We start from the raw sequence: 20582 nt of genomic DNA on the forward strand, positions 1-20582 counted from the left end.
CTGAGGCCCACGTGTCTGTAAAGGGCACTGTGTGATCTGAGCGGCTGTGCTGAGTTTTTGCGCGGGTTCTCGCGTAATGTTTGAAGCACCATGATTTTTAAGGCTGTCGGCAGTTCTCGCCCTTATCCGGCTCACGGGTTGACCACGTCTCGTGACTGGGCTGGGGTGCCTCCACGGCAGGTGCGGTTGGCGGATTTGGTCACAACGAAAGACAAGTTGGACCTGGCTCAGTTGTTGAGTGAGGATTCGACTTTTTATGGGGACCTGTTCCCTCACGTGGTCAAATATGAGGGCGAGATGTACCTCGAAGATGGCTTGCACCGGGCTTTGCGCACGGCGTTGTATCGCCGTGAGGTGATGCATGCCCGTGTGCTTGATGTGGACGCGATGTATTCCGATGGGACACCGGTGAGGAGGCGGGGCGCATGAGTAGCAAGGACGCTGGCTCGAAGCCTGCCGCCGAGTCTGCCGCTAAGCTTGCGGCCACGTCCGATGTGACTGCGACGGAGAGCGGTGCTGAAGGTCGTACGGTTGCGTCTGAGCCGTTGCCGTCGTTGATTAGCGATGAAGACAAGGTTATGGCTCGTAGGTCGCGCGCGTGGGTTGTGGGCGGCCTCGTTGCGATCGGTGTTGCGGGAACTGCGCTGGGTTTCACATGGTGGCAGCGGGGTACGTGGACGCCGGATTTCCGCGCTCCGAATCCTGCCGTTGTGTGCCCGGTGTGGCCTTTGACTCCGGCAGCACCTGCCGATGTTTCTTTGAATGTGTTCAACGCTTCCACGCGGGAGGGGATTGCGGCAGAGGCCGCCGATACCCTGCGTGAACGTGGTTTTGATGTTCGCACGGTTCGTAACGCGACGTTGGATGTGAAGACGGCGGAGTCGGTTGCGTTGATTTATGCGGGCCCGGATGACACAGCTGCGGCGTTGGCTGTGCAGAATCAGATCCCGGGTTCTCAGGTTGTGTTGCAGCCGGATAGGACTAACGGGATTTTGGATGTGGCGTTGGGGGTTAAATATGGCGGCATCACATCGCCCGAGGGTGTCCCGAAGGGTAACGGGACGCTGAAATGCACTAAGCCGTGGTTTGAGCGCTGAACCGGTCTTATTGTTTATGACGTTCGATTGTTCATGATCTGCGTCATAATCAGGCACGGCTTACTGTGAGCTTCCACACTCGGTCTACTATGGCGGCAATACTTCCTGCCATCCCGTGGATTTTGTGAGGGGATTCAGCGATGCCTAATACCGCTGTTCGTGCTAACCGGACTCGTGTCGCGTTCGCGACACTCGTGGGTACCACTGTTGAGTGGTACGACTTCTTTATTTATGCGAACGCTGTAGCGCTTGTGTTTGCGCATCAGTTCTTTGAGCCGCTAGGGGCAACTGGCGCGCAGCTGGTTGCGTTCGCATCGGTCGGTTTGTCGTTCTTGTTCCGGCCGTTGGGTGCGTTCTTGGCGGGCCACTACGGCGATAAGCTCGGCCGCCGGAAGATGCTTGTGATTACACTGCTGTTGATGGGTGGCGCGACGACGGCTATCGGCTTGATCCCAACGTATGCGGCGATCGGTGTAGCGGCTCCGCTGTTGTTGTTGGCGATGCGTATTCTGCAGGGTATTTCCGCTGGCGGTGAGTGGGGTGGCGCTGTCTTGATGGCGGTCGAGCACGCTGGCCGTGACCGCCGTGGTCTTGCTGGTGCTGTCCCGCAGCTGGGCGTTCCTTTGGGCATGTTGTTGGCTTCGGGCATGATGGCGCTCATGACGGGTGTGATCGCTCCGACTGAGGAGGCGTTCAACTCGTGGGGTTGGCGTGTTCCGTTCTTGTTGTCCTTCCTGTTGGTGTTCTTGGGTTATTGGGTTCGCCGTTCTGTTGATGAGTCCCCTGTGTTCCAGGAGATCGCAGAGCGCAAGGAACAGATCCACATGCCGCTGGTGCAGCTGTTCAAGAAGTACTGGTATCTCGTGGTTTTGGGTGCGCTGGTGTTCGCGGGTAACAACGCGTCTGGCTACATGACCACCGGCGGGTTCATCACTAACTACACGACGTCGTCGTTGGGTATGGATCGTACGGATGTGCTGCTTGCGGTGACGGCGGGTTCGTTCTTCTGGTTCGTGTTCACGTTGCTTTCGGGCTTGATGGCTGACGCGATTGGCCGAGTGCGCACCTACCAGATTGGCTTCATCGTTCTGGGTGTCTCTGTGTTCTTGGTGTTCCCGATGATTTCGACGAAGTCGCTGGGGATGCTGTACCTCGCGTTGCTGTTGTTCTCGGTTGGGTTGGGGCTCACGTATGGTCCGCAGTCGGCCCTGTATTCGGAGATGTTCCCGGCTTCGGTCCGGTTCTCGGGTGTTTCGGTGTCGTATGCGATCGGTGCGATTATCGGTGGCGCGTTCTCGCCGATGATCGCGAAGGCGATCTTCGATTCGACTGGCTCAACAACCATGATTTCTTGGTATTTGTTGGCGTTCGTGGTGATCGGTTTTGTTGCGGTCTCGCTGATTCGTGACCGTAGGGGGATCGATTTGTCGATCAGCAATGAGGTTGAGCAAGCGCACGGTGCCGTGGTTTTCCAGAAGGCAGCTTGATGCCGAGGTAATGGGTGACCACCCCACGGTTTTTGGGGTTGGTGCGGTACTATTTTGACCGCGCCGACGCTCAGGATTGTTGCATTGGCGCTTCCCGCGTAATTTAGTGGGATAGGGGCCGTAGTTGAAGCGGTTCCTGACTGAAAGGGATCTACGAGCGTGATGCGACGCAGTGGGAGCGAGGTCGTCTGATGCCCGCTATGCAAAGGTTCGCTGCACATGGCAGCAAGTATGGGCAGTTGACGCTGTTCATGGTCCCGTTGGGGATCGCGATCAACTTTATTGCTGGGCAGATTGTGCTTCTGCTCAAGCTGCCTGTGTATATGGATGCGATTGGCACCATCCTGGTGGGTGCGGTCTGTGGGCCGTTGCCGGGTGCGTTGGTTGGTTTGTTGACGAACTTGATCAATGCGATCACGTTGCCGACGTTGGTGCCGTACGCGATTGTGTCGGTTCTGATTGGTCTGGCTGCGGGTTGGCTGGCTAGGGTCGGTTGGTTCCGTAACGTATTCCATGTCGCGTTCGCGGCGCTTATTTTTGCGCTGATTGGCGGTTTCATCGGTTCCCTGATCACCATCTGGGTTTTCGGTGGTTTGTCGGCGTCTGGTGTTGGCTGGGTGACCGGTATTCTCCGCTCGTTGGGCGTGGGTGAAACCGCGGCTGTGTACTTGGCCTCGATGCCGCTGGACTTCATCGATAAGGTTCCGTCTGCGTTTATTGCGTGGCTGATTATTTTGCGGATGCCTACCCGTGTGTTGGTCAAGTTGCCGTTGGGCGACAGGTATTTGAAGCCGCCTAAGAAGCACGATGCGTTGGCTGATGCACAGAAGCATCCGGGCGAATTGACGTTGGGTCGGTGATGGGAATGACTCAGAAAGTTCAGACTCAGGTAGCGCGGGTCAAGGACTTGCGTGCGTACTACTTGGACCGTTATTCCAAGCCGTATCGTTTGGGTAACCCGATCCGCGATCTGAACCCGCTGATCCTGTTTGCGTTCTTGGTCGCTATTGCGGTCGCCTCGATCGCGTTGCCGTGGCCGGTTTTGGCTCCGGCCGTCGGCTGTGTTGTGTTTGTGGTGATCGCGGTTCTTGCGAGCCGCGCTAAGCAGTTCATCCCGCTGTATCTCAAGCTGTTCTTGGGTGTGGGTTCGGTCCTGTTTATTCTGCGTGTGTTCTTGATCGCGCCAGAGGAAGGCGCAACGGTTTACTGGAGCTGGGGCGACAACCTGGCCCTGTCTACGACCTCGATCGCTGCAGCGGCACGCTTCACCCTCGTCGTGATGTCTTTGTGTGGCGCTTTGGCGCTGTTCTTCCAGCTGGTACCAGCTAAGAACTTGATGCTCGCGTTGCAGGGCGTTGGTTTGTCTTCGCGTTCGACCTACGTTGTGTTGTCTTCGTTCCAGTCGATCACTGATCTTCAGAAGATGTCGAAGGTTGTGGTGGATGCGCAGAAGGCTCGCGGTATTGAGATGGAGGGCGGTTTCTTCCGCCGTGTTGCCGCGTTCTTCCCGATCATTACTCCCGTGTTCCTTGCCGCGATCGGTCAGACGGAGGAACGTGCTCTCGCTTTGGATGCGCGTGCGTTCAACGTCCCGGAGAAGCCTTCTCAGTTGTCTTACTTGCCGAAGGTTGGTGTGGGGCAGTGGCTTCTGTTGCTGGTCTCGTTGGTGATCGCTGTGGGCTCCATCGTCCTGGCTGTGGTCCTGTAAGGGGTTCTTGTGAACATTGTTGAGCTGAAGAACGTTTCGTTTTCGTATACGCATCAGCAGGAGCGCGCGCTGGATGGCGTGAACCTTGAGCTGGCCCCTGGGAAGCTGTACGGCGTGGTGGGTCGTAACGCTGCTGGTAAGTCGACGCTGGCTTCGCTGATGCGTGGTTTGATCCCGTACTTCCACTCGGGTGATCTGGACGGCGAGGTTCTGTTGTGGGGCCGTTCGCTTGAAGAGTGGTCGCCTGCTGAGTTGTCTCGCCGGATCGGTTACGTGTTCCAGAACCCGTTCACGCAGATCTCTGGTGTGCGTGAGACGGTGTTTGAGGAGATCGCGTTCGGCCTGGAGAACCTGGGCTACACGCGTGAAGAGATCGTGGACCGTGTTCTGCAGGTTGCGGAGCGGATGGATCTGCTCCCGTTGCTGGAGAAGGACCCGAACGGTTTGTCGGGTGGTCAGCGTCAGAAGGTCGCTTTCGCTGCGGTGATTGCGATGGACGCGGACTTCATTGTGATCGATGAGCCAACCTCGCAGCTTGACCCGGAATCCTCGGAGGAGGTTTTCCGGATTATTGCTCAGCTGAAGGAGCGCGGTAAGACGCTGGTTCTGGTTGAGCACAAGGTCGACTTGCTCGCGGAGTACGTTGATGAGCTGATCGTGATGGAGGCGGGCCGTGTGACGGCTGCTGGCCCTTCGCGTGAGGTGTTTGCTTCGCAGGAGCTGGTGGATGCGGATGTTCCGCGTCCGGAGGTCACGCAGCTTGCGTTTGCGTTGCGTGAGGCGGGTGTTGCGGTTGATCCGCTGCCGATCACGTGTGAGCAGGCGTTGGAGGCGTTCGCGTGGGTTGGCGGTTCGGTTTCCGGCGGTTCTGCTGCCGATGCAGCTGGCACTGCCGGCACTAAGGGCACGGCTGTGAAGGGTGAAGGTGACCACTGATGTCGATTGAGTTGAAGGATGTCGCCTTCGCGTATGACGAGGCGTCCCCGGTTTTGGCTGGGTTGAACATGTCGATCGCTCCGGGCGAGCGGGTTGCGATCGTGGGTCAGAACGGTGCTGGTAAGACCACCACGGTGAAGCTTATGAACGGCTTGCTCAAGCCGACGAGCGGTAGCGTTCTGGTCAACGGCACGGATACGTCGAAGATGACGAACGCGAAGATGGCGCAGACTGTCGCGTACGTGTTCCAGAACCCGGATGATCAGCTGTTCCAGTCGGATGTGTATTCGGAGCTGGCATACATCCCGAAGTATTTGAAGTGGGGTAAGCAGGACACCAAGCAGCGTCTTGAGCGCGCTATTTCGATGACGGGTATCCGTCCGTTTGTTGACGATAATCCTGCTGACCTTCCGTTTGCGATCAAGAAGTTCGTTGCGATCGCTGCCGTGTTGGTTCCGCGCGTTGATTTCGTGATTCTGGATGAGCCGACAGCGGGCCTTGACGGCCGAGGCCTTGAGATCCTTCAGCGCATGTTGGATCGCTTGCATGAGGACGGCATCGGGGTCATCACGATTACGCACGACATGCGTTTTGTGGCTGATTCGTTTGATCGCGTGATTGCGATGGCGCACGGCAAGATCCAGGCGGACGGCACCCCGGGTGAGGTTTTCGCTCGTGACGATGTGCTGGCGGAGTGCCGTTTGCAGCGACCAACTGCGGCCCACATCGCACGCGAACTCGGCCTCGGTGATCACCTGGGTATCGAAGAGATCGCTGCCGCGATGATCGCTAAGAAGTAGTCCATACAAGAACCCGCTATAGCAAGAACCACTCCTAACCTATCGACGGCGCTGAGCTGAGGAGGATCATGTCTACGTTCCCTGTTGTGATGGATGTTGATACCGGCATCGATGATGCGATGGCGTTGATGTATGCGGTGCGTAACCCGCATATGGATGTGCGTGCGGTGTCCACGGTGGCAGGCAATGTGTCGCTCAAGCAGGTTGTTGAGAACACGGTGAAGATCCTGGATTTGATGGGCGCTAGCGATATCCCGGTTGCTGCGGGTGCTGTGGCGCCGTTGAATTCACCTGCTCGTGACGCGTCGTATGTGCATGGCGCGGATGGCCTGGGTGGCGTTGAGTTGCCTGCGCCGTCGCGTGAGCCTGTGGCTGAGCACGCAGTGGAGCTGATGCGCCGCACCATTATGGAATCGGAGCAGAAGGTCACGTTGATTGCGTGCGCTCCGCAGACGAACCTTGCGCTGCTTTTGCGGATGCACCCTGAGGTCACGGAGAACCTGGAACGGATTGTGTTCATGGGTGGCTCCGCGAGCGTGGGTAACGCGACTCCGGTTGCTGAGTTCAACATTTGGCATGATCCTGAGGCCGCGGACATCGTGGTGAAGTCTGGTGTGCCGCTGGTGATGTATGGCCTGGATGTGTTCAACCATGTCGCTATCCCGGACGATGTGGTGGCTGGCTTGAAGGCTTCGGACCATCCGGTGGCCCGTGCGTTGGGTGGTATCGCTGGGTTCACGTACGGCGATGACGAGGATGAACCGCAGGCTTATTCGTTGATCGGTGACGCTGGCGCGGTAGTTGCTGCAGTGCATCCGGAGATGTTTGTGAGCTCGGAGCACCGCATCGAGATTTCCTTGGCTGACGAGGTCACGCGCGGCCAGACCGTGGTGGATCAGCGCGCCCAGGTGGGTGAGGACCGCTTGCACGGTAAGAAGATCGACGAGATCCCGGTAGCGGAGGTTGTGTTCTCGGCGAAGGACGAGATGGAAGTGATCCGCGAGTTCCTCGACGTTGTGCTCGAAGGCGAGTTCAAAGAGCTGTATTCCTAAGAGTGAGGCCTTGCGCCTCCGTGAACGAGATCCGTTAGGTGTCGCGGACCCAGCTGCCGCATCCCATCGAACTGAAGAATTCGCCTTCTTTGAGGGTCAGGCGTGGTGTTCCGCTGTCGACCACACGGGAGTATTTCACCTTGGAGTAGGCAGAGTCTGCGTAGACGGCATAGACGCAACGGTCGCTGACACTGGATTTCGTGCGGTACTTGCCTTCGGGAATGTCTTCTCCGATTTCCCATTGGCCGCTGCTTCTGCCTGGCCGCGAGACGATCTCGATATCTTTCTCGAGTTTCTCGCGGTCCTTTTTGAGCTTCTTTCGATCTTTTTTGAGTTGCTCCTGGTCCTTCTTCAGCTTGGTTTGATCGTCTTGAAGTTCCTTCTGTTTCTTCTGTTGATCTTTCAGCTGAGCGTTGAGGCCGTGTTCTTCGTCTTTATAGGACGCGATGGTTTGCTCGAGTTCCTCGCGCTTCTGTTCGCCCTTGGCGGCCTGCGAATCAACCTGAGATTTCTCAGAGGACAGCTTCATGTATTCAGCTGAACGCGTCGGGTCTGGCGCGAGCAGGGTGTTGCCGAGGATCACGCCGCCACCGAGACCGAGCATTGCCGCTAGGACTGCGGCGATCGTGATGTTTTTGCCTGTTCCGTCTGATGAGCGTTTGGATGCCGAGCGGCGCGATGAGGCACGGCGGGACGATGCGGGGGAGGCCGCGTTGTGGGTCGCGGACATGAGTCCTGCCGCGGTCACGCCAGCTGCAACGCTGGTGGCTCGGCCGGAATCGGTGGAGTCGTCTAGGTAGGGGCCGCCGGATGGTGCGTTGACGGCGGAATATGTTGCCGCATCGAACGTTGCGGGGGCGTCCTGGTACCACATTTCGCTGTCGAGGCCGTGGTATTCACTGCTCGGTTCAGGGTCGACGAAAGGCCCTGAATCAGAGGAAGGGGCAGGCGTGAGGAACGCCGTGTGGTTGGTGAACGTCGCGTCGTCGATGCTCTCGCCGTGCGTGGTGTCCTCGTTAGGGAACTCTTCACTTTGGAAGTGAGTGTCCTGGAATGTGGTGCCGTGGCCGTCGGTGCCGTCGAGGCCTGCTCCGTGGAACGCGTCTAGCGGCAACGGTGCAGGCGGTACCGCAGGGGCCGCGTCGGACGTAGCCTCGGGAGCGGCGGGCGCGGCGGGCAGTGCTTGTGTTGCTTCGTCCTCGGGGCCAGGAGGAGGTGGGGACGCTGGGAAACTCTGCGTCGCTTCCTCATCATGACGGGAAGATTCAGACATTATTCCATCCAGAACTACAGCGGTGACTTAATTTCTAACTCACCATTGTGACCTGTTGACAGCTGTATTGCCTAGCCCGCTAAAGTTCCCGCATGAGCTACATCACATCATCGAACCATAAGAAAACCATCCGTGCAGTGTTCGCAGCATCCGCGGCAGCAGCTCTTATTGGAGCCTTGGGCGGTTGCGGAACAGCATCCGAGTCAGAACAAAATACGGCACAGGAAAGCTCGTCGCAAACCCACTCGGCCGAACAGAAAACTGCAGAATCCCGGCTCGCTGCCATTAAGAAGGAAGGCGTGCTCACCGTGTGCACTACGGGAGACTATGCGCCCTTCACGGTAGAAAAGGACGGCGATTTCAGCGGAATCGACGTTGATCTAGCTAAGAAATTCGCTGAAGATCTAGATGTCAAAGTGGAATTCGTGAGCACCGAATGGAAGACCCTGATGCCGGATTTCCTCGCCAAATGTGACATGGCGGTAGGCGGTATCTCCGTCAATGATGAGCGCGCCAAGAAAGTCGATTTCAGTTCCTCGCTGCTCAAGGACGGCAAGACGCCGATCGCACGTTGCGAGGAGAAGGATAAGTACAAGACGATCGAACAGATTAACCAGCCAGGCGTTGTGAGCATCATGCCGGAGGGTGGGACCAATCAGGTGTTCGCGAAGAAGCACTATCCGAAAGGCACCCTGAAAACTCACGACAACAAGACGATCTTCGATGAGATCGTTAAAGGCAGCGCTGACGTTATGACGACTGACCGTGCCGAAGTTCTGTACATCGACGAAAAATACCCGGAGCTGTGCGCGACTAACCCGGATCGTCCATTCGACCAGTTTGATAAGGCATTCATGTTGCCTAAGGGCGACGCCGAATTCAAGAAAGCTGTGGACGACTGGCTCGAGAAGAGCTTCAAGGACGGAACCTACCGCGAGATCGAAGAGCCGTGGGTAGGGGATCAGGAACTGAGCTTCCGCACGGAATAATCAGCTGCCCAACAGCAAACGCCGTAGCCCTGCCTCTTTAGGGTAGGGCTACGGCAGGGCCGCGACGAGGCGGGGCAGCACGTCCTGGATCGGTTCGGTCACCATAGCGTCGGCGAACGCATCGAACTGGGTCGGCTCCGCGTTGATGATCACGACCTGCGCGCCGTTTTCCGCTGCCAATGGAACCAACCCAGCCACCGGATACACGGTGAGGCTCGTGCCGATCGCAAGTACCACATCGCACGCTTGGGCGAGCTCGATGCTCGCCTGCATCGTGTCCTGATCGAGGGCTTCCTCGAACAAGATCACGGTCGCGCGAGTAATCCCGCCGCACTCAGGGCAACGTGGATCCGTCTCACCAGCGTGAACGCGGGCAACCATGTCAGCCATCGGGCCTTCCGCACCGCAATCCTCGCACCGCCAACGCCGCTGATTCCCGTGAATCTCGTGGACCAGTTCCGGTGAGTTACCCGCCACCAGGTGTAGGCCATCGGTGTTCTGCGTGACGATCCCCGCAAGCCGGCCCGTGCGTTCCAACGCAACCAGCGCATCGTGGCCCGGATTCGGCTGCGCCTTCAACGCGACCGAATCCGCGCGCACCTGCCACGCCTTACGCCGCACAGCCTCGTCACCGAGGTACCAGGACAGGGTGGAGATCCGCTCCGCATCGGGGTCCTGGGTCCAGCGACCCTGAGGGCCACGGAAATCAGGGATGCCCGATGCGGTAGAGATGCCCGCGCCCGTCAGTGCGAGCACGCGCTTGGCTCCAGAGAGCACGGTGGCGGCGGCATCGAAAGCTGCGGCATCAGATGGAGGGATCATTCGGGTACGGTTCCTGTTGCGTCCTCACCCTCGAGCCAATGACGCACGGCCTCGCGGCCGCGGTCCATGAGCTCTTCATGGTCGTCGCTATCGAGGTTGAAGCTGATAGAGGTGTACGGGGCGGTATCGATCGCGATCACGTTTTGACCGATCTCCGGGTCATCGATCCGGCGGGTCTCGCGGCCCTCCAAAACCACCTGACCCAAGGCACGCAACTGAGGTATCGGCTTACGCACCGACTCCAGCTGCTCCTTACCAGGGGTGCGCGGGGTCATATTGATGCCGATCGTAGGCCAGTCAGCCTCCCTCTCCTCATTATTAGCCAAGAGTTTGATAGGGAAGTTAGAGACCAGCCCGCCATCCGCAAACGTGACGGTGCCACGTTTACCTGTGATCTCAACAGGCTGGAACACGCCCGGTAGCGCGGCGGAAGCGTGCACCGCATCGGCCACTGAAATCTCATCCGGATCCAAACCGTAGTCCTCGGCATCCCACGGGAACACAGCCATGCGGCGCTGGCTCAGGTCAGTCGTGAGCGTCACGAAACCATAGCGATGCGTGATGTCCTCATCCGCGAACGGGGAATCATCGCGGCGCAGGTCACCGAAGGTTTCCGTTCCGAGGTCCTTCATGACTCCGGCGATCCACGAGTTCATATAGCGGCCCGGGTGCATGCCTCCGTACCGCAACAACCGGTACGGGATGGCGAGCTTGGATAGCGGGCCGAACTTGCTCGCGATTGGGCCAGCATCCAGGATCTTGGTGAAATCAAAGGACGTCACCAGGTCGCTGAACCTATCCAGGCTTTCACCCGAATGCTTCAAAGCGGCGAGCAACGCGCCCGCCAGCGAACCTGACGAACTGCCGATAATCCGCTCAAACGTGTAGCCCGCTGCACGCAGTTCATCCACCGCGCCAGCCACGGCAACAGCCTTCGCCCCGCCACCTTCAATCACCAGGTCGACCGGCTGTGGGGCGAGCCGTGCCTCCCGGAAAGTCGCTTCAGACACCGTAATTCTCTTCAGATACCGTAAATCACCTTAGACACAGTTGCCTTACACCGTCATCGCGATGAGCTTCTCGACCTGATATTCCTCGATGCCGTTGTGGCCGCCTTCCTTACCCAGGCCAGACGCCTTCACGCCACCGAACGGAGCTGCAGGGTCAGCCACAGCCGGACGGTTCAAGCCCACCATGCCGACTTCGAGCGCTTCAGCTGCGCGCATCGCCTGCACGATGTCCTGCGAGTACACGTACGCGACCAGGCCAAAGCGGGTGTCGTTAGCGATGCGGATGGCCTCTTCATCGGAATCAGCGATGTACAGGGACGCGACGGGGCCGAAGATCTCGGTGGTTGCGATATCGGAATCCAGCGGAGCGTTCTCGACCACGGTCGGGTTCAAGAAGTAGCCGTCGCTGTCCGGGCAGTCGCCGCCGGCAAGAACCGTGGCGCCCTTTTCCTGCGCATCGGCAAGTAGGCCCTGCACGCGCTCACGCTGGCGGTCAGAGATCAGCGGGCCCACTGTCGTCTCCGGATCAGTTCCGGCACCCACACGCAAGCGGGCGACTTCCTCGAGGAAGATCTGCTTGAACTCATCCGCAACATCCTTGTGCACGATGATGCGGTTGGCAGAAATACATACCTGCCCGGCATTGCGGAACTTCAGGCGCGCAGCGCCCTTCGCGGCCCAGCGGACATTCGCCTTGGACAGCACGAGGAACGGGCCGTTGCCGCCCAGCTCCATCGAGGCGGCCATGACGTTATCAGCGGCCTGCTTCAAAAGCTGAGTACCCACCGGAGTGGAGCCTGTGAACGAGACCTTGCGCAGGCGTTCGTCCTTCATGAGGTCAGCGGACTGCGCCGGAGCGTCAAGCGTTGGAACCAAGTTCACCACACCAGCGGGAACACCGGCGTCGTGAAGGACCTGAACGAACAGCGACATCGTCAACGGCGTCAGGTCAGACGGCTTGATGACTACCGTGCAGCCGGCAGCAAGCGCAGCGCCGGCCTTGCGTGCACCCATCGAAACTGGGAAGTTCCACGGGGTCACAAGATAGGACGGGCCCACAGGCTGATACGTCGTGATGATGCGGTATCCGCCCTTCGGGGCGGGAGCGAAGTTACCGGTCTGATGCTGAACCTGCTCAGAGAACCACCGCAGCATCTCCGCGGCATCGGTGGCCTCCCCCTTCGCTTCACTCAGAGGCTTACCCATCTCCGTCGAGACCACCTGAGCGATGTCATCGGCACGCTCAAGGATCAGCTCATATGCTTTGCGGAGAATATCGGAGCGTTCACGAGTGGTCGTGGAACCCCACTCCTTCTGCGCAGCAACAGCGGCATCCAACGCGCGCCGCGCATCCTCAACTCCCGCATCGGCCACCTGCGTGATCTCCTGGGCCGTGGCCGGGTTAAGAACAGGGAACGATGCGCCGCTGGCCGCAGCAACCCACTCGCCGTCAATGAACAAGCCAGTCTGGACGTCAAAAGAACCATTCGAGCTGGTGAAAGATACAGAAGTCATACTCAGAGTCTCCCACGTGGCACCCACCGAACTCCACGTGAACTCTTCGTGTTTTGTCAACGTTTCCACGGTTTTGAGGGAATCACCTGCCTACAATGGTCAAACAACGATGGTGGTGGTAGCGCCGGCACCAGATGCCGCGTTGCGCACATGGCAGGGCAGGTTGAGGGAAGCGAGGGGGAGAGAGCATGAGTGGTTCCCCTATGGCCTCAACCTGGCGCACTGATTCGCGAGCCGTGAAGCTCCATAAGTCGGTTCGAGTCACTGTCGGTTCGATCGTCACCAATTTGATCCCCACCGCGATTGTCGCGGTCTTCGTCTACACATCAGCCCCAGGCGCGGCGGTCGGCCGGGCACTGATGTATATAGGCATCCCACTTGGTGGCCTCATCTTCCTGGTTGCGATCGGCGGCGCCGTCGTGGCGCTCATCGTCGGGCACAACGAGCAACGTAGCCTTCGAGGGGAAAGCGGCGCCCACGTTGCCAACGCCCACGTTGCCGGCGGCGCCGGGGCTGGCAACGGTGCTGGGTCTGCCAACAGTGCCGGGGATGGGGCGCGCGTACCGTTGGGGCGCATCTGGACCATGCTCGTGGTAACGCTCGCTGTGACGGCGTCCCGCATCGTCGCCAATTGGTGGTTCTTTTCAACCAACGGCGCGGGCTCCGCGGCACGAACCGATGTAGGACCGGGGCCGTTCGTATTGACCTCGTGGATTCTCTACATTGTGGCCGCCGTGACGGCGTTCTGGACGTTCTTTGGGGTGCGGCGCTACGAAAAAGCCGTGGCGCCGGAGGCAGAGGCTACGGTACCGGGATCAGAGCCGGCCGCGAGCTAGATTTCCGACTCCTCCAACGCGGCGAGGAAATCCTCAAGCGAAGCCATCGGGGTCCCGTATTTTCTGGCGTTCTTCGCTTTCCCCGATTCACTGTTGACATCCGCGAGCACCAGCAGATCCGTGCGGGTTTTTGTGACGTTGGCGCTCGAAACGAATCCGTGTTCCTCTATGAACCTGGCGAACACGGCCCTGTCCCAGGTTTTGCCACCGAGCGTGATGGTGCCTGTGAACGCGATCCGCGCCTCCGGCTTCAGGAGGTCCGCAAGCACGGGGCCGGGCGCGGGCGGTTCGTACGGGATCACGACGCCAAACTCGGCTTCGATGGTGCGTTTGAGTTCCGTTGTTGCAGGGCCGAGGGTGCGGCCCTCGAGCCGGGCCGCCAAGTGGTTGATGTGCGCTTGCGTCAGCTGTTTATCCTGCGGAACGAATGTGAGTGGTTCAGCGGACGGAACGGCGGCGCTGGGGTGGGTACCGGCGTCGGTTGCGTTTGTAGCGGAACGGGTGAGTAGATAGCCAGAACATTTGCTGTGTTCCCATGCGGTCCATGGGTCAGGATCCTCAGGTGTGAATCCGTGGTGGGTATGGGCGAGTTCGCGCGCACGCGGGAGAGCGCCATTGGTTGAGAGGGCGGTGGAGTTCGCGGGGGTGGTGGGGCCGGCGCTCGCCGTGCGGTTACCGACGCCCCCTTCGCCGCCTATGTCAACAAACAGCGGCATATGTTCCATGAGTCCGAGCCGGCGCAACTCGAAATCGATGAGCCCGCGCAACGTATCAGCGTTCGCCGCGACCACGGTCCGGCCACCAAGAAGCGAGCCCAGCGCAGTTAATGCTTGCGCCGTATCCGGCGCGAGCGTGAGCATATCCGCATCGATACCGTACTTAGAAGCCGCATCCCCTAGATCCCGGCCAGGGTTCACGAGCGTTGATGCTTCCTCGCCGTCAGAGGTCACCACCGCGATTTCTAGCGGGCGTGGACGCCAGCCGCGTCCCGCATCACCTACCGTGACCACCGACATGAATGCAAGGCCGGCATCGTGGGCGGCTTCGGCATCGTGTGCGGAGTCGGTCAGTGTGGCGCCGCCAACGTCAGCGCCACGTTGGGAACGTAAGAAGCGCCGCAACGATGGGGCGACGTGGATGTCTTTCGGTAGAACGGTCCGCCGCAAAATCAGACCATCCATCGAACGGACACGTGATAACGCGACGTAGAGCTGACCGTCGGAGAACACGCCTCCGCGGATGTCCACGATCGCGCGGTCAAGAGTCTGGCCTTGGGCTTTGTGGATGGTGATGGCCCACGCAAGCCGCATGGGCAGTTGCCGGAACGTGCCCTGAACAGAATTCGAGAGCCGGCCGCTTTCCAACGCGATCGGGGAGAGAACTTCCCACGTGTGCGGGCGGGTGATGAAGATGTCGCCGCGAGGAGTGGCCACTTCCGCCCACGGTTCGCCGTCCTTATCCCAACCTAAGTCAGTGATCTCGCCCAGGGTTCCGTTAACCCAACGGTCCAGGGGATCGTTGACCACCATCATGACCTGCGCGCCAATCCGCAACTCCAACTCGTGGGGGACGGGCGTCTCGAAGCCAGTCAGGTCGCCGACGGTGTCGGCTTCGGAAGTCAGCGCGAACGTCGTGAGCTTTTCGAGTTCCCTCCGGTTCGCGGCATCCGCCATCCGGTTGGTGGTGGTGAGCGTCATCCACGGCTCATCGGCCGGAGGGGAGAACCCCGGATCAACCCGTTCGTTCAGCTCCGCGAGGCTGCGTTGTGTCAGTGACCCATCCCGCACACCGTTGAGCAACTCAGTGAACCGGGAGCCGTGTTCTTGCCGGAACACGTGAGTGAGCTCGAAGACGGGGAACGACCCTTCCGGGAAATGCCGTGCAGAAAAGAAGTACGGACTTTCATAGTCCTGTTCAAAACGCTCTTGTTCGCTCGGGCTCACCACAGGCGGCAGTTGATATACGTCACCCACCAGAACCAGCTGAACCCCACCGAACCGCTCGCCGGGCCGCGGGCCATACAGTTCCAGTGCGGCGGCCACCGCATCGAACAGATCAGCCCGCACCATCGACGCTTCATCGATAACCAGCACATCGAGCCGTTCCAGCACTTCACGATGGGCTGCAGGTGAATACCGAGGCGAGCGCACCATCGCTTCCGTCATGCCGGGCCGGAAGCTAAACAACCGGTGTAGCGTCAACCCGCCGACGTTCAGCGCGGCCATACCGGTGGGTGCAGCCACTAGTACGTTGCGGGATGTCTGTTCCATGAATAGCCGCACAAGCGTGGACTTACCCGTACCCGCTTTGCCTGTGATGAATGCGTGATTGCCCGCTTGGAGATGGTTGAGTACAGCACTCAACTCGGGGGTCATCACGATGCCGGGCATGGCTTGATCTTATCCGTGTGGGTGGGCTTGCGATGAGGTGGTTGGGTTGGATGCTCGGGGGATGGATGAACTGTGTGGATAGACATCGCTGGTTTGTTGAACGACGATGCGAGCTTTATTGCGTGTAGTGAACAGGTGGGGTGCTCAAGTGGACGGGACGCACCGGGTGTGTTTAGGTAGTTATCATCCGCTGTTTTCTAAGCGAATTCAGTGGAGTGTGTTCATGAGTTTAGCTTTGCTAGCCCGCAAACATGTACTTACGAACACTTTTCCGTGATGGCGGAGCGAGGACTTCTCACCCTTGGCTCCGCCATCACTCATTTAAAGGTGGGGTTAGGCGCCTAGCTGTGATGGGGTGAGGGTCTCTCAGCGGCCAAACGTCCATTTCTCTGTCCGCTCCATGGAACTGAAAAATATTTTTCAGGAATTATTTCGCGCCTCGAACGGACAGTTTGGGGTCATTTATCGTCATCTCTCATCTGGCGAGATCCGCTTGAAATCAATGAATTTTGCGAGACGTAGGGGCAGTTTTGAGTCAATTTAGGAACGTTCGTTCAGTTGAGTGAGCTGACTTTTGGCGCTTTGGGTTAGTAAATCCAGTGGGTATATTTACTCGCGAGTCACCTCTATCTCCGGTGAACCTGTGTATCTCTTGTGTGTCTGAGTGAAGGATTACTACTGTGGCGCAAGAAAAATTGCGGCTCAAGAGGCTAAAGAAAAGGGTTTTAGCTTCGATAGCTAGTTTTGGTTTGTTAGCAACGATGTCCCCTGCTGTCGCGTCATCCGCAACAGCGTCCCAAACGCCGGCTTCGTCGCATGGAGCGAAGCCGGCATCGGTGGTTTCGAAACTCACTACTCAGAATCAGGCTTCATCCAACGCTTCGATGACTCCAGCGCGCGTGAACTCGAACGTGTGCGCGCCGAACACCTCGTTCGGAATCCTAGAGAACGGGCAGTTGCGTAAAATTAACACGGCCGACGGGTCAACGCAGAACCTGGGGTCAACGAATCTTCGGGCCACTTACCCGCTGAGCGGGATGGACCTTGGCTATGACGCGGCATGGGCACGTAAAGAGCAGGTCAATGGTCTTGGTGTGACGCGGGATGGCAACACGTTCTATGCGTTCCGCGGCTGGTCGAAAGGGTCCTATCAGAACAGCATTTGGGTTGAGGGCGTGCGCCGCCACTTCGACCTGTTCAAGTACGACGCCAACGGAAACAACCCGGAACGTATCCCGATCACGGAGAACGGTCGCGACTATTACCAGTTCCGGGAGTTGAGCTACGAACAGCAGAACATGGACCTGATCGCGGGTGCTGTTAACCCCGCTGACGGTCGCTATTACTTCGGTGGGTTCCATCAGGAAAACGACGGCAATGGACGTTACAACCTCTACTTTGCTCTGCGCTCGGTAGATCCGAAAGGTGGGCGCCTGCGTCACATCGCGAAGGTATTCGTAGAAAGCAAAGCCGGACCGTACAGCTGGGACGATGCGAACGGTGACATCGTTTTCGACCATGCTGGTAACTTCCACTTGCTGTTCGCTAAGCAGCCGTCGGGTGGAACTTCTGCTGTTAAGCTCGTGACCATTCCGGAGTCGTGGCTTCCGGTAGACAGCAACACGCCAGATATGCCAAAGCTGTACGGTACGTCTACCGTGACTCGCTACATCAGCGGAGCTGATGGCGTTGCGAACAGCCTTTCCGTCGACTCAGACGGTCAGCTCATCATCGCTACGGTTCGCACCGCGTTCAAATACGATCCGACGTCATTCGTCTTGGACCGTAAGGCTAACTCGATCGATGGCAACACTGGTCTGATTAACACTGACCTCGCGTCGTGCCACACGCCACCGACGCTCGAAGTGAAGAAGGACGTTGTACAACGCATTGCGCAGGACGACCAGTTCCGTTTGACCGCGGACGACCAGGCTCAGGACAGTGGTATCTTCGCTGAAGCGACGACGAGCGGTAACAAGACCGGTGTGCAGGAGCAGCAGATCGGGCCAGCGATCGTCCGTTTTGGTGGTGAATACATCATCAATGAAGAAATGGCTGCTGGCTCCACTTCGAAGCTGAACAAATATGACACGACGTTGTCGTGCGAAGCGAGCTATCCGCAGGGCGGCACTGAAAAGCTCGAGCCGACCCCGGTTTCTGGCCAGCAATACAAGGTGACGATCCCTGAGCACAGCGCCAAGGGGCCAGCCAACGTTTCGTGCATTTACACGAACACTCCTGTTGGTAAAGATCCTGTCTTCAAGGTGAAGAAGGACTCGGCCGAGGCTGGCGCTACGGCAGCTGATGGTGAGTGGATGTCTGCTTACACCGTGACTGTCACTAATGATGGTGAGATCGACGGCACCTCCAAGGCTGTCACCGATACTCCATCGGTTCCTGCTGGTTTTGAACTGACTGAAGCCAAGGTTGACGGTGAGACCGTCGAGTTGGTTGATGGTTCGTTCACGATCAGCGAGGGTGTGAAGCTGGCTGCTGGTGAGGACAAGGTGTTTGAGGTTGTTCTCTCTGGTACCTATGAGGCTGGTAAGGCTGACTGGGTCGCTGTCGGTGAATGCGAGACCGAGGGTGAGGGCAATCCTGCCAAGGGTCTGTTCAACAAGGTGACCATGGAGGGTGACTCTGATGGTCCTGAGAACAATGACGCGTGTAACCCTGTGTCGAAGGATCCGTCGTTCAAGGTGAAGAAGGACTCGGCCGAGGCTGGCGCTACGGCAGCTGATGGTGAGTGGATGTCTGCTTACACCGTGACTGTCACTAATGATGGTGAGATCGACGGCACCTCCAAGGCTGTCACCGATACTCCATCGGTTCCTGCTGGTTTTGAACTGACTGAAGCCAAGGTTGACGGTGAGACCGTCGAGTTGGTTGATGGTTCGTTCACGATCAGCGAGGGTGTGAAGCTGGCTGCTGGTGAGGACAAGGTGTTTGAGGTTGTTCTCTCTGGTACCTATGAGGCTGGTAAGGCTGACTGGGTCGCTGTCGGTGAATGCGAGACCGAGGGTGAGGGCAATCCTGCCAAGGGTCTGTTCAACAAGGTGACCATGGAGGGTGACTCTGATGGTCCTGAGAACAATGACGCGTGTAACCCTGTGTCGAAGGATCCGTCGTTCAAGGTGAAGAAGGACTCGGCCGAGGCTGGCGCTACGGCAGCTGATGGTGAGTGGATGTCTGCTTACACCGTGACTGTCACTAATGATGGTGAGATCGACGGCACCTCCAAGGCTGTCACCGATACTCCATCGGTACCGGAGGGCTTCACCATCACCGGTGCGACTGTTGACGGTACCGAGGTTGAGATCACTGACGGTGTCTTCACGGTGACGGATGGTGTGAAGCTGGCTGCTGGTGAGGACAAGGTGTTTGAGGTTGTTCTCTCTGGTACCTATGAGGCTGGTAAGGCTGACTGGGTCGCTGTCGGTGAATGCGAGACCGAGGGTGAGGGCAATCCTGCCAAGGGTCTGTTCAACAAGGTGACCATGGAGGGTGACTCTGATGGTCCTGAGAACAATGACGCGTGCAACCCTGTCGGTAAGGACCCATCCTTTGCTGTAAAGAAGGATGCAGACACCACGTCTGTCGTGACTTCCGAAGGCAAGACCTGGAAGGCCACCTATAAGGTGACCGTTTCGAACACCGGCGATATCGCTGGCACGTCGCAGGCTGTCACTGACACCCCATCCGTTCCGAAGGGCTTCGCCGTCACCGGTGCGACCGTCGACGGCGAGGCTGTTGAGATCACTGACGGCACCTTTACGGTGACCGAGGGCGTGAAGCTCGCAGCTGGTAAGGCTAAGACCTTCACCGTGACCCTGACTGGTGATGTCGCCAAGTCCGGCGTCGCGTGGCTCGCAGTCGCTGAATGTGAACTCGAGGGCGAAGGTAACCCTGCCAAGGGCCTGTTCAACAAGGTCGCTATGGAGGGCGACTCCGATGGCCCTGAGAACAACGATGCCTGTGTTCCAGTCATCAAGGAAGGCGAGCCTGCCTTCAAGGTCAAGAAGGACGCAGACACCAAGTCCGTTGCCACGGCCGAAGGCAAGACCTGGAAGGCGGTGTACTCCGTGACTGTCGCCAACATCGGCGACGCAACCGGCACGTCAAAGACTGTCATCGACAGCCCGAGCGTTCCGGAAGGCTTCACGGTCACCGGCGCCGAGGTCGACGGCAAGGCCGTTGAACTGGTCGATGGATCGTTCACCGTGACTGAGGGCGTGAAGCTCAAGGCCGGCAAGGCTAAGACCTTCACCGTGACCCTGATCGGTGATGTCGCCAAGTCCGGTGTTGACTGGGCCGCCGCGGCTGAATGTGAGCTAACCGGCGAGGGTAACCCTGCCAAGGGCTTGTTCAACAAGGTCACCATGGAGAACGACTCCGATGGCCCAGACAACAACGACGCCTGTGTCCCAGTCGTTCCGCCTGCTCCACCAGAAGGGCCAGTTGATCTGTCCAAGACCGGTGCTGACGTGCTCGGCATCATCGGTGCAGGGACGGGGCTGCTGATGCTCGCAGGAGCCATGCTCATGTGGCGCCGCCGCGCAGCAGAACACTAAGGTACGGCTAAGGAAATAAGTAAGCTGCTGAGCAGCTAGCCCTCCCAAAGTGCGGGGTCAAAGATCAAAAAGATCTTTGACCCCGCACCCGTTTAA

16 protein-coding genes are annotated in these 20582 nt (G+C 58.6%); 11 read left to right on the top strand and 5 right to left on the bottom strand.

The features are described 5' to 3' along the window. Positions 1-90 precede the first annotated feature (90 nt). The 8 genes from JOD50_RS05280 to JOD50_RS05315 all read left to right on the top strand — a co-directional run bounded on the left by JOD50_RS05280 (position 91) and on the right by JOD50_RS05315 (position 7080). Complete coding sequence (locus JOD50_RS05280; protein WP_204880690.1) at positions 91-429, top strand: type II toxin-antitoxin system VapB family antitoxin; 339 nt, start codon at positions 91-93, stop codon at positions 427-429. Continuing rightward, complete coding sequence (locus tag JOD50_RS05285; protein ID WP_204880691.1) at positions 426-1097, top strand: LytR C-terminal domain-containing protein; 672 nt, start codon at positions 426-428, stop codon at positions 1095-1097. Before JOD50_RS05280 ends, JOD50_RS05285 begins: the two co-directional genes overlap by 4 nt. 140 nt (positions 1098-1237) lie before the next feature. Then, positions 1238-2584 (top strand): MFS transporter, encoded by a 1347-nt coding sequence (locus JOD50_RS05290; protein ID WP_204880692.1) that lies wholly within the window; start codon positions 1238-1240, stop codon positions 2582-2584. 191 nt (positions 2585-2775) lie between these two features. After that, on the top strand, positions 2776-3444 hold the full coding sequence (locus JOD50_RS05295; protein ID WP_204880693.1) for an ECF transporter S component: 669 nt from the start codon (positions 2776-2778) through the stop codon (positions 3442-3444). 5 nt (positions 3445-3449) lie between these two features. Further along, a complete protein-coding gene (locus tag JOD50_RS05300; RefSeq protein ID WP_204880694.1) occupies positions 3450-4292 on the top strand; it encodes an energy-coupling factor transporter transmembrane component T in 843 nt (280 codons plus the stop codon). 9 nt (positions 4293-4301) lie between these two features. Further along, a complete protein-coding gene (locus tag JOD50_RS05305; RefSeq protein WP_204880695.1) occupies positions 4302-5228 on the top strand; it encodes an ATP-binding cassette domain-containing protein in 927 nt (308 codons plus the stop codon). Continuing rightward, positions 5228-6028 carry an energy-coupling factor ABC transporter ATP-binding protein gene (locus tag JOD50_RS05310; protein ID WP_204880696.1) on the top strand — a complete coding sequence of 267 codons (801 nt, stop codon included), beginning with the start codon at positions 5228-5230 and terminating at the stop codon, positions 6026-6028. Before JOD50_RS05305 ends, JOD50_RS05310 begins: the two co-directional genes overlap by 1 nt. 68 nt (positions 6029-6096) lie before the next feature. Next, a complete protein-coding gene (locus tag JOD50_RS05315; protein WP_204880697.1) occupies positions 6097-7080 on the top strand; it encodes a nucleoside hydrolase in 984 nt (327 codons plus the stop codon). A gap of 34 nt (positions 7081-7114) precedes the next feature. Here the strand turns inward: JOD50_RS05315 and JOD50_RS05320 are convergent, their stop codons facing one another. Further along, the gene (locus JOD50_RS05320; protein ID WP_204880698.1) at positions 7115-8353 is read right to left on the bottom strand and encodes a hypothetical protein; all 1239 of its coding nucleotides are present in this window, start codon (positions 8351-8353) and stop codon (positions 7115-7117) included. Positions 8354-8445: 92 nt separating this feature from the next. Here JOD50_RS05320 and JOD50_RS05325 point away from each other — a divergent pair, with 92 nt between their 5' ends. Beyond that, positions 8446-9342 carry a transporter substrate-binding domain-containing protein gene (locus tag JOD50_RS05325; RefSeq protein ID WP_204880699.1) on the top strand — a complete coding sequence of 299 codons (897 nt, stop codon included), beginning with the start codon at positions 8446-8448 and terminating at the stop codon, positions 9340-9342. Positions 9343-9390: 48 nt separating this feature from the next. On the opposite strand, the gene JOD50_RS05330 is transcribed toward JOD50_RS05325, so the two are convergent. Genes JOD50_RS05330 through JOD50_RS05340 form a run of 3 tightly spaced genes read right to left on the bottom strand, consistent with a single transcriptional unit; the run spans position 9391 to position 12689 of the window. Next, positions 9391-10164: an SIR2 family NAD-dependent protein deacylase gene (locus tag JOD50_RS05330; RefSeq protein ID WP_204880700.1), complete on the bottom strand. Its 774-nt coding sequence runs from the start codon at positions 10162-10164 to the stop codon at positions 9391-9393. Continuing rightward, positions 10161-11174, bottom strand: a complete 1014-nt coding sequence (locus JOD50_RS05335) for a patatin-like phospholipase family protein (RefSeq protein WP_204880701.1) — start codon at positions 11172-11174, stop codon at positions 10161-10163. The genes JOD50_RS05330 and JOD50_RS05335 overlap by 4 nt, the downstream gene beginning before the upstream one ends. Before the next feature lie 45 nt (positions 11175-11219). After that, positions 11220-12689 (bottom strand): NAD-dependent succinate-semialdehyde dehydrogenase, encoded by a 1470-nt coding sequence (locus JOD50_RS05340; protein WP_204880702.1) that lies wholly within the window; start codon positions 12687-12689, stop codon positions 11220-11222. 188 nt (positions 12690-12877) lie between these two features. Here JOD50_RS05340 and JOD50_RS05345 point away from each other — a divergent pair, with 188 nt between their 5' ends. Next, positions 12878-13525, top strand: a complete 648-nt coding sequence (locus JOD50_RS05345; RefSeq protein WP_204880703.1) for a hypothetical protein — start codon at positions 12878-12880, stop codon at positions 13523-13525. On the opposite strand, the gene JOD50_RS05350 is transcribed toward JOD50_RS05345, so the two are convergent. Next, positions 13522-15915, bottom strand: a complete 2394-nt coding sequence (locus tag JOD50_RS05350) for an AAA family ATPase (protein WP_204880704.1) — start codon at positions 15913-15915, stop codon at positions 13522-13524. The two genes, JOD50_RS05345 and JOD50_RS05350, sit on opposite strands and share 4 nt — an antisense overlap. 761 nt (positions 15916-16676) lie before the next feature. On the opposite strand from JOD50_RS05350, the gene JOD50_RS05355 reads away from it, so the two are divergent. Further along, positions 16677-20486 (top strand): hypothetical protein, encoded by a 3810-nt coding sequence (locus tag JOD50_RS05355; RefSeq protein ID WP_204880705.1) that lies wholly within the window; start codon positions 16677-16679, stop codon positions 20484-20486. Positions 20487-20582: the final 96 nt, after the last annotated feature.

This window comes from Pseudoglutamicibacter cumminsii (genome assembly GCF_016907775.1).
In the GTDB taxonomy this organism is placed as follows: domain Bacteria; phylum Actinomycetota; class Actinomycetes; order Actinomycetales; family Micrococcaceae; genus Pseudoglutamicibacter; species Pseudoglutamicibacter cumminsii.

Bases quoted from the DNA above. Each gene is read 5' to 3' on its own strand.
- JOD50_RS05345 (WP_204880703.1), top strand. From the start codon at position 12,878: ATGAGTGGTTCCCCTATGGCCTCAACCTGGCGCACTGATTCGCGAGCC.
- JOD50_RS05350 (WP_204880704.1), bottom strand. From the start codon at position 15,915: ATGCCCGGCATCGTGATGACCCCCGAGTTGAGTGCTGTACTCAACCAT.
- JOD50_RS05300 (WP_204880694.1), top strand. From the start codon at position 3,450: ATGACTCAGAAAGTTCAGACTCAGGTAGCGCGGGTCAAGGACTTGCGT.
- JOD50_RS05290 (WP_204880692.1), top strand. From the start codon at position 1,238: ATGCCTAATACCGCTGTTCGTGCTAACCGGACTCGTGTCGCGTTCGCG.
- JOD50_RS05295 (WP_204880693.1), top strand. From the start codon at position 2,776: ATGCCCGCTATGCAAAGGTTCGCTGCACATGGCAGCAAGTATGGGCAG.
- JOD50_RS05285 (WP_204880691.1), top strand. From the start codon at position 426: ATGAGTAGCAAGGACGCTGGCTCGAAGCCTGCCGCCGAGTCTGCCGCT.
- JOD50_RS05325 (WP_204880699.1), top strand. From the start codon at position 8,446: ATGAGCTACATCACATCATCGAACCATAAGAAAACCATCCGTGCAGTG.
- JOD50_RS05310 (WP_204880696.1), top strand. From the start codon at position 5,228: ATGTCGATTGAGTTGAAGGATGTCGCCTTCGCGTATGACGAGGCGTCC.
- JOD50_RS05315 (WP_204880697.1), top strand. From the start codon at position 6,097: ATGTCTACGTTCCCTGTTGTGATGGATGTTGATACCGGCATCGATGAT.
- JOD50_RS05330 (WP_204880700.1), bottom strand. From the start codon at position 10,164: ATGATCCCTCCATCTGATGCCGCAGCTTTCGATGCCGCCGCCACCGTG.
- JOD50_RS05355 (WP_204880705.1), top strand. From the start codon at position 16,677: ATGTCCCCTGCTGTCGCGTCATCCGCAACAGCGTCCCAAACGCCGGCT.
- JOD50_RS05280 (WP_204880690.1), top strand. From the start codon at position 91: ATGATTTTTAAGGCTGTCGGCAGTTCTCGCCCTTATCCGGCTCACGGG.
- JOD50_RS05320 (WP_204880698.1), bottom strand. From the start codon at position 8,353: ATGTCTGAATCTTCCCGTCATGATGAGGAAGCGACGCAGAGTTTCCCA.
- JOD50_RS05340 (WP_204880702.1), bottom strand. From the start codon at position 12,689: ATGACTTCTGTATCTTTCACCAGCTCGAATGGTTCTTTTGACGTCCAG.